A 366-nucleotide genomic window follows, 5' to 3' on the forward strand; every position below is an offset into this window, starting at 1 on the left:
CCATCCGCGCCCGCGACCCAGTTCTCACCCGAGAACGACGCCGACTGGGCAATGCTCAGCAGTTGTTCCTGAAGCTGGCTGATTTCTTCCTGTACCTTGGACTTGTCGACACCGTCCTCGGTCGCTGCGACAAGCTTGGATTTGATCTCGTCGACAACGTCGATTGCATTGTCCATGGCCGTATAGGCAGTATCGACCTTTGCTGCGCCGAGGCCCAGCGCGTCGGACACGGCGGAGAGCGCCTTGTTGTCGGACCGCATCGTGGTTGCGATCGACCAGTAAGCGGCGTTGTCGGATGCGGTGTCGACCCGATAGCCGGTAGAAACACTATTCTGTGTCGTTTCGAGACTGAAGTTGATGTTGCGC

The 366-nt window shown here is 58.5% G+C and carries 1 protein-coding gene; it reads right to left on the reverse strand.

Going from position 1 to position 366, the window contains the following annotated elements; translation table 11 throughout:
• Window positions 1–366: flagellin N-terminal helical domain-containing protein (locus AF337_RS33165; RefSeq protein ID WP_483150644.1), on the reverse strand; the 366-nt coding region annotated here is incomplete at both ends.

Source organism: Rhizobium ecuadorense (assembly GCF_001187535.1).
In the GTDB taxonomy this organism is placed as follows: domain Bacteria; phylum Pseudomonadota; class Alphaproteobacteria; order Rhizobiales; family Rhizobiaceae; genus Rhizobium; species Rhizobium ecuadorense.